The following is a 1354-nucleotide window of genomic DNA, read 5'->3' on the forward strand; positions in this document are numbered from 1 at the left end:
CCACAGAGCCCAACAGCGCCTCCGGACCACCGTCCAGAGCCACCTCCAACGCCGACACCAGACCCTCCGCAGCCGTACGCACCAGCGCACCCACCACACCCGGATCGATCGGGAAAACCGCATCGACCGCCAGCGACAGTCCACGGTTCTCGCCCTCGTCGTCGACGGCGACCGTGAGAGGGTAGTTGGTCCGCTCACGCGAGAACACCAGCCGGATGCCATCGGCCGTGGCGCCCGTGCCCTCCGGGGCCTCGACGACGCCCTCGCCGGTCCGCTGCTCGGCGTTGCGGGCGTTGTTGTGACGGTAGTTGAACAGAGCTGTGAACAGCGGTGCGTCACCCGAGACCCCGCTGACGCTCTGCGCCAGGGCGAGCGGCGCGTGCTCGTGCTCGAGCAGCTCCGCGAGCTGGTCCCGCATCGCCGAGACCGCGTCCAGCACGCCCAGTTCGCCGGTGCGCACCCGCACGGGAAGCGTGTTGATCAACGGACCCGGTACCCGGTCGGCGCCCACACCAGCGTTCATCCGACCGAACAGGATGGTTCCGAACACCACGTCGTCGCGGCCGCTGACCGCGGCCAGCGCCCGGGCCCATGCCACGTGCAGCACGGTCGCCGTACTCACACCCAGGCGACGGGCGACCTCTCGCAGTCGAGACTCGGCAGCGGGAGGGAACGGTACGACCTCACGAACCAGGCCGGCGCCGGCTCCGTGCACGTCCACCAGCCCGTAAGGGGCCGTCGGCTCGGTCACGTCACCGAGCATTTCCGCGAAGTACTGTTCGTGCTCCGCGTCCTCGTTGGCTCCGCGAGCGTGGGCGACGAAGTTCCGGAACGGCAGCGGCTCCGGCAGGTCCCTGCCACGGCCGGTGAGGAACGCCCCGACCTCGTCGAGCAGGACCTCCAGCGCAGTGTGGTCCTGCACCAGGTGGTGCACGCGCACCAGGCCCAGCCACCGCTCACCGTCCGGCGCGGGCGCCGCGTGGACGCTGAACAGCGGAGCTCGGCCGAGGTCCATCGAGGAACCGACCGCCGCGACCAGATCGCCCACCGGATCGCTGCTGCCCGCGTCCAGCGTCAGCTCGACGACCGGCAGGACGGCTTTGCGCCACACCACCTGAACCGGCTCGACCAGTCCCTCCCAGACGAACGAGGTACGGAAGATGTCGTGCCGGTCCAGCACCTTCTGCAGTGCATCCGTGAAGGCGTCCAGCTGCTCGCGCGAGGGGAATTCGAGCACCGACGGAAGGACATAGGCATCCTCGTCGTCGTGGGCGAGCAGGTGGTGGAAGAGCAGACCCTCCTGGAGCGGGGCGAGCGGATAGACGTCAGCGATGTTCGCCGCGCCGCCCTCGAC

At 69.7% G+C, this 1354-nt stretch carries 1 protein-coding gene; it reads right to left on the minus strand.

Annotation, left to right across the window (positions count from 1 at the left end; all coding sequences use genetic code 11):
* Nucleotides 1–1354 (minus strand): condensation domain-containing protein (locus tag AC068D_RS35665; protein WP_478827306.1); only part of this gene is annotated, 1354 nt, incomplete at both ends.

It is taken from the genome of Streptomyces sp. NPDC043861, assembly GCF_056435905.1.